Origin of the sequence: Dermabacter sp. HMSC06F07 (assembly GCF_001807345.1) — a bacterium.
Taxonomy (GTDB): Bacteria; Actinomycetota; Actinomycetes; order Actinomycetales; family Dermabacteraceae; genus Dermabacter; species Dermabacter hominis.
On the sequence record NZ_KV788577.1, the window covers coordinates 248,877 to 255,814 of the forward strand.

Below are 6,938 nucleotides of genomic sequence, written 5' to 3' on the forward strand. Positions count from 1 at the left end.
CAACCTCAGCGACCCTCGCGCCGCAGCACCCCCGCGCCGCATGTGGGGAGCTAAGGATGTCGACGAGCGTAAGACCGCTCTGATCGGAGCACTCTCGTGACAAAGTATCTCCTTCGCCGCTTCGCGAACTACGCGATCCTCACCGTCGTGGCTACCGTGTTCGCCTACATCGCGGCTGGCAGCTTCTTCTACCCACGGCGCCGCTGGCTCGGGCAAAATCCCCCGATCCCCGAGGCCTCAATTGACGCGGCCCTCAACGAACTCAACATGAACGACAAGGTGCCGATCCTCCAGCGCACCTGGACCTGGCTTTCGAACATCGTTGTCAAGCCATGGAGCGAGAAGCTCGGCAAGGACATTTCGGGTCAGTGGGTCATCGACCAGATGACGATGCGCGCGGGCGTGTCGCTGCGCCTTCTCATCGCGGGTGCGCTCCTCGGCGCGATTATTGGCGTGGCCCTCGGCGTGTGGGGCGCTGTTCGCCAGTACAAGCTTTCGGATCAGGTCGTCTCCTACGCCTCCTACATTCTCATCTCGACTCCGACCTTCGTGGGCGGCCTCTTGATGATGGTTGTGGCAACGAAACTCAACCAGGCGGTTGGAACCCAGCTCATTCGTTTCAGCGGCTCGTACACGCCGACGCTGCGCGCGCAGGGCGGGATGACAGCCTTCCTCGATAGCATGAACCACCTGATTCTGCCCACAATCGTGCTCGCAGCTTTTGGTGCCGCCGGCTATTCGCGCTACCAGCGTTCGATCATGCTCGATGTTCTCGGAAGCGATTTCATTCGCACTGCCCGCGCGAAGGGCGCCACACGTAATCATGCGCTCGTGAAGCACGGCGTACGCGTCGCCCTCATCCCCATGTCCACATACTTCGCTTATTCATTCGGCACGCTCGTTGCAGGTGCAGCGTTTCTCGAGATGATTTTCTCGTGGGCCGGCATGGGCCAGTACGGCATTAACGCAGTGCAGCAATCCGATGTGAACGCCCTCGCGGGCAACGTGTGCTTCACGTCGATCGTGATTCTGTTTTCCTCGATGCTTTCCGAAGTTCTTTACGCGGCGCTCGATCCGCGAGTGAGGGTGTGACGCCATGAGTACGAGCAACCCCGTACCCCCCGTAAGCGATTCGACCGACCTTCCGGAAGCTGTTCCCGTCGACGAAACTGAAACCGCGACCGCCGGCCCCGGTGGCAATCAAGCCGCTAAGAAGCAGCAAAAGCCACTTTCACGCTGGGCCCTCGTGTGGCGCCGTTTGAAGCGCAAGCCGAACTTTTGGATCGGCGCGATCGTCCTCGGCGGCATTGTGCTCTTTGCCCTGTTCGGCAACATTCCGAACGTGTATGAGCTCGGCGAAGCGGATTCATACAGCTACAACGCACCGCCAGGCGCTCAGCACTGGTTTGGCACGGACTCGATCGGCGTCGACCTCTACGCGTCGATGGTCGAGGCGCTTCGCAAGTCGCTCCTTATTGGCCTGCTTGCCGCACCTGCTGCCACCCTTATCGCTGCGTTCGTGGGTTCGCTCGCGGGCTACCTCGGTGGCAAGTTCGAGACGTTCGTGAACTGGATCATTAATCTCTTGCTCGTGCTTCCCGTGTTCTACGTGCTCATGATCATTTCGCCGCTCCTGTCGAACGTGAGCTGGATCGTCATCGTCGTGGCGATCGCGGGCTTCGGCTGGATGATCATGGCACAAATCGTCAAGAACCAAACCAAGTCGCTCAAGGACCGCGAATACGTCAAGGCCGCACGCTACATGGGCGTGGGCACCGGCACGATCCTTGCGCGCCACATCATTCCAAACGTCGCCTCGCTGCTCATCATCGATGCGTGCCTTGGCGTGAGTGGCGCCATCCTTTCCGAAACGTCGCTGAGCTTCTTCGGCCTCGGCATCCAGCCGCCCGACGTCTCCCTTGGAACGCTCATCGCGAATGGTCAAAACGCGGTTCTTACCCGCTGGTGGCTGTTTGTGATTCCCGCTACGTTCCTCGTCGCCCTGCTCACGTCCGTGAATTTGCTTGGCGATGCCCTCCGCGACGCTATCGATCCCACGAGCGAGGTCAACCGTGCCTGAACCACTTCTTTCCGTCAAAGACCTCACGGTCACCTTCCCGAACGCTGCTGGCGACGTGCGCGCCGTGCGTGGCGTGAACTACGACGTCCACGAAGGCGAGTTTCTCGGCATCGTAGGCGAGTCCGGTTCCGGCAAATCCGTGAGCTCGATGGCAGTCATGGGCCTTCTTCCGACGTCTGCGAAGATCACCGGCGAGATCACGTATCGCGGCGAATCGCTCCTCAAGAAGAGCGACCGTCAGCTCTCCGACCTCCGCGGCCGCGAGATCTCGATGATCTTCCAGGATCCGCTGAGCGCACTCACCCCCGTGTACACGATCGGTCAGCAGATCGAGGAAGCTCTCACGCTTCACAACTCGAACATGAGCGCAAAGGCTCTTCGCGAACGCTCGATCGAGCTGCTCAAGATCGTTGGCATCCCTGCCGCCGAGCGCCGCGTGAAGGCCTTCCCCCACGAGTTTTCGGGCGGCATGCGCCAGCGCGCGATGATCGCGATCGCGATGGCGAATGACCCGAGGCTCATCATCGCCGACGAGCCGACGACAGCTCTCGACGTGACGATCCAGGCGCAAATCCTCGAGGTTCTCCAGAAGGCGAAGGAAGTTACGGGCGCTGCAGTCGTGCTCATTACACACGATCTCGGCGTTGTCGCGGGCAACGTTGATCGCGTCGCCGTGATGTACGCCGGGAAGCTCGTGGAAAAGGGCGGAGTCGAGGAGATCTTCGCCGAGCCTCGCATGCCATACACGATGGGCTTGCTCCGCTCGGTTCCCAACATGCTTACGGCTGGGAAAGACCGGCTCGTCCCCCTCGAAGGTCGTCCGCCGAGCCTCGCGAACCTCAAGCCGGGCTGCCCCTTCGCAGATCGTTGCCCTGCGGCCATCGATCTTTGCCGTACCGAGGAGCCCGAGCTCGCTGAGCAGCCGGGCGAAACGAAGCGTGAGGTGGCCTGCCACCGTGCGGATGAGATCGCGGCGGGCACCCTGAAACCGTCGGATATTTTCCCCCGCCCCCCGCACACGGAGCGCGTGGTGAAAAACCACGATAAGGATCAGCCGATCGTCAAGGCGACCGAGATCCAACGCCACTTCCCCCTTTTCAAGGGTGCAGTCTTCCGCCGCCAGGTGGGCGTCGTGAAGGCCGTGGACAACGTTTCGTTCGAAATCAAGCCTGGCCAGACCCTCGGCCTCGTGGGCGAGTCAGGTTCGGGCAAGTCCACGACGAGCCTTGAGATCCTCGAACTCGTTGCGCCGCAGCACGGAACGCTCGAGGTGAGCGGCGTCGATGTCTCAACCCTGAAGAACAAGAAGGAACGCCTTGCCCTACGCAAGGACGTGCAGATCGTGTTCCAGGATCCGATGGCTGCGGTTGATCCACGCATGCCAGTGGGCGACATCATTGCCGAACCCCTCACCGTGCACAAGGTGCCGAAGGACGAGCGTTACAAGCGCGTCTACGAGCTCCTTGAACGCGTGGGTCTCGACCCGGAGATGGCCGATCGCTACCCCCACGAGTTTTCCGGTGGCCAGCGCCAGCGCATTGGTATTGCGCGCGCGCTCATCACCGAACCTAAGCTTCTCGTGCTCGATGAGCCCGTATCGGCTCTGGACGTGTCCGTTCAGGCCGGCGTGATCAACCTGCTCGAGGATCTCCGCGATGAACTCGGTTTGAGCTACCTTTTCGTGGCTCACGACCTCGCGATTGTGCGCGAGATCGCCGACAACATTGCGGTGATGTATCTGGGCCGCATCGTTGAATACGGCCCCGTCCAGGATGTCTTTGAGAACCCGAAGCATCCCTACACGCGTGCTCTCATGTCGGCGGTTCCGGTTCCGGATCCGAAGCTTGAGCGCGCCCGTACGCGAGTTCTTCTTGAGGGGGATCAACCAAGCCCCACTGAAGAGATCATCGGCTGCAACTTTGCTTCGCGATGCCCCCTGATCGGGATGCTCAGCGAAGAGCAGCAGAACCTGTGCCGGACTGCGGACCCTCAGGGCACGCAGGTCGGAGCCTCCCGGGTGGAATGCCATCATGCCGAGGAGACCTGGCGTCTAGACGACGATCAGTAGAAACTTTTTCCGCGGCCCGAGAACCCCTTTTCCCTTAAAAAGGGCCGCGGCTTCACACAGGAAGTGAGATAACCATGAAGATCACGAGTACTCGCCGACTTTTCCTCCAGGGCACGGCTATCACGGGTGTCGCCGCCGCCGTCGCAGGCTGCTCGCAGAAGAGCGCCGAGGAGCAGAAGGAAGAAAACAAGAAGAAGAATGATGCCGCTGCGAAGGAAGCAGAGAAGCTTCCTTCGACCGCGTGGAAGCGCCTGGATTACGATCAGGTTGCCGAGGGTGGCACGCTCTCAGTTGCGATCACGCAAATTCCGGCGAACTGGAACCCGAGCCACATCGACGGCAACGAGGTAGCGACAACCAACGTCTCGAACTGGAAGGGCAACGCCCGAAGCATCATTGCCGATGAAAAAGGCCAGATGAGCCCGAATCCTGATTACATCGAGTCGGCCGAGATCACGAGCGAAGATCCCCAGATCGTCACCGTGAAGTTCAACCAAAAGGCCGTATGGGATAACGACGGTTCGCCCGTCACCGTGAACGATCTCATCGCCGAGTGGAAGGCCTGCAACGGCGAAAACGAAGAGTTTGCGGCCGTCACAACTCAGGGATGGGACTCCATCAAGGAGGTCCGCGCGAAGGACGACTTCACCGCGGAAATCGAGTACAAGAACCCGTTCCCTGATTGGCTAAGCTTCACCTACCCGAGTGGCCCAAAGGCGCTCTTCGAGACCCCCGAAGCCTTCAACAAGGGATATGTGAACGATCCTGTTCCCGGCTGCGGTCCGTTTAAGATCACGAGCGTTGATCAAAACGGCGGTGTCGTCACGATGGAGCGCAACGACAAGTGGTGGGGCCGCGCTCCGAAGCTTGAGAAGGTTATTTTCAAGGTCACCACTCAGCAGAACATGCCGCAGGCCTTTGCCAATGGCGAAATCGACGTCATCGACATCGCCGATGGTGACACGCTCGGCCAGGCGAAGGGCCGCAAGGGCGCGCAGATTCAGCGTTCGAATGGTCTCACGTGGACCCACCTCACGCTCAATGTGAACGCTGGTGAGGGCATTCTTCAGGACATTGAGGTGCGCAAGGCTATCTTTGCCGCGGTGGACCGAAACGCCGTGGGTCGCACGGTGGTTGAGCCCCTCGAGGCACCCATTGTTCTCAAGAACAATTACGTGTACATGCCTGGTCAGGAGGGCTACGAGGATTCGTTCGGCGACAACCTTTCGCCTGACGCCGACACGGAGGGCGCGAAGAAGATCCTCGAAGATGCGGGGTACACGCTCAACGGCAAGGTGTACGAGAAGGACGGCAAGAAGCTCAAGTTCTCGATCATTATTCCTGCGGAGGCGAAGTCGAACGAGGACCGCGCTCGCCAGATCATGACGAACCTCAACCAGGCTGGTTTCGAGATTGATCTGAAGACCGTTCCGAGCGACAAGTACTTCACCGACTACATCCTCAAGCAGAGCTTCGATTTCGTGACGTTTAGCTGGGTGGGTACCCTGCTTGCCGAACTTTCGAGTTCGAACACGTACCTGCCGGATTCGCAGCAGAACTACACGGGCTTTAAAGACGAGAAGCTCACGGAGATCAACACGCGCCTCCAGTCTGAGCTCGATAAGGCGAAGCGCCGCGAGATCGCGAACGAGTACTCGAAGAAGGTTGCCGAGAGCTACACCGTGCTTCCGTTCTACGCGACGCCCAACATCACCGGCCTCAAGGAGGGGCTCGTGAATATCGGCTCCGCGCAGCTCGAAACGGTCGATTACACGGCCGTTGGTTACGAGCCGGGTAAGGAAGGCTAAGTAGCCTAAGCACTTACTCACCACACCACCGAAGGCCCCGCCTGGTCGCGTGCAACCAGGCGGGGTCATTCTTGTTCACAATGAGTGTTCTTTGGCCCACAACGATGGTTCTCAGCAGGACTTTTGTCGAAATTCCTGAAGCGTCAACGATACGATCGAGAGAGTCCCCCGACCATTCTCGAGAAAGGCCATCATGGCTTTCACAAGCACCCGCCGTCTCTTCCTTCAGGGCACTGCCCTGACTGGCGCCGCGGCAGCACTCACCGCGTGCTCGCAGCAGAGCGCCGAAGAGCGCGCGAAGCAGGCAAGCGCTGCAAACGAAAAAGCCGTAGAGGAGCAGATGAAGCTCCCCTCGACCGCGTGGGAGCGCGCCGACTACGACAAGGTTGCCGATGGCGGCACGTTTACCGTGGCGATCCCCCAGATTCCCGCGAACTGGAACCAGAGCCACATCGATGGCAACGAGGTTTCCGTTTCCGCAATCATGGAGACCGTTTCGCCGGAGACGCCGCTCAAGGCCGATGAAAAGGGCGGCGTTGAACTCAACCCCGATTACTTGACGTCGGCCGAGCTCACGAGCGAAGATCCGCAGATCGTCACCGTGAAGTACAACGAGAAGGCCGTGTGGAGCGATGGCACGCCCGTCACGGTTGACGACTTCATCTCTCAGCAGAAAGCGCAGAACGGCGAGAACGAGGCTTACCAGACGGCCTCGACGACCGGCTGGAGCTCGATCAAGGAGATCCGCAAGATCAACGACTTTGAGGCGGAGATCGAGTACGCGGAGACGTTCCCGTTCTGGAACGTGTACCTCTACCCGAGCTTGCCGAAGGCCATCACTGCAACGCCCGAGGCGTTCAACGGTCTCTCGAGCGAACCGCCCCTCACGCGCGGCCCGTTCAAGATCGACAACATTGATGCCACCGGTGGCGTGGTCACGGTGAAGCGCAATGACAAGTGGTGGGGCCGCGCTCCGAAGCTT

Annotated in this window: 5 protein-coding genes; all 5 read left to right on the top strand. The window is 60.1% G+C overall.

From position 1 onward, the window contains the following. Nucleotides 1-96 precede the first annotated feature (96 nt). Nucleotides 97-1,092 (top strand): ABC transporter permease, encoded by a 996-nt coding sequence (locus tag HMPREF3157_RS03460; RefSeq protein WP_070435520.1) that lies wholly within the window; start codon nt 97-99, stop codon nt 1,090-1,092. 4 nt (nt 1,093-1,096) lie between these two features. After that, a complete protein-coding gene (locus HMPREF3157_RS03465; RefSeq protein ID WP_070435521.1) occupies nt 1,097-2,080 on the top strand; it encodes an ABC transporter permease in 984 nt (327 codons plus the stop codon). Continuing rightward, the gene (locus HMPREF3157_RS03470; protein ID WP_070435522.1) at nt 2,031-4,148 is read left to right on the top strand and encodes a dipeptide ABC transporter ATP-binding protein; all 2,118 of its coding nucleotides are present in this window, start codon (nt 2,031-2,033) and stop codon (nt 4,146-4,148) included. Before HMPREF3157_RS03465 ends, HMPREF3157_RS03470 begins: the two co-directional genes overlap by 50 nt. A 74-nt stretch (nt 4,149-4,222) precedes the next feature. Then, the gene (locus tag HMPREF3157_RS03475; protein ID WP_070435523.1) at nt 4,223-5,956 is read left to right on the top strand and encodes an ABC transporter family substrate-binding protein; all 1,734 of its coding nucleotides are present in this window, start codon (nt 4,223-4,225) and stop codon (nt 5,954-5,956) included. A gap of 193 nt (nt 5,957-6,149) precedes the next feature. After that, nucleotides 6,150-6,938 (top strand): ABC transporter substrate-binding protein (locus tag HMPREF3157_RS10715; RefSeq protein WP_246816500.1); only part of this gene is annotated, 789 nt, incomplete at its 3' end.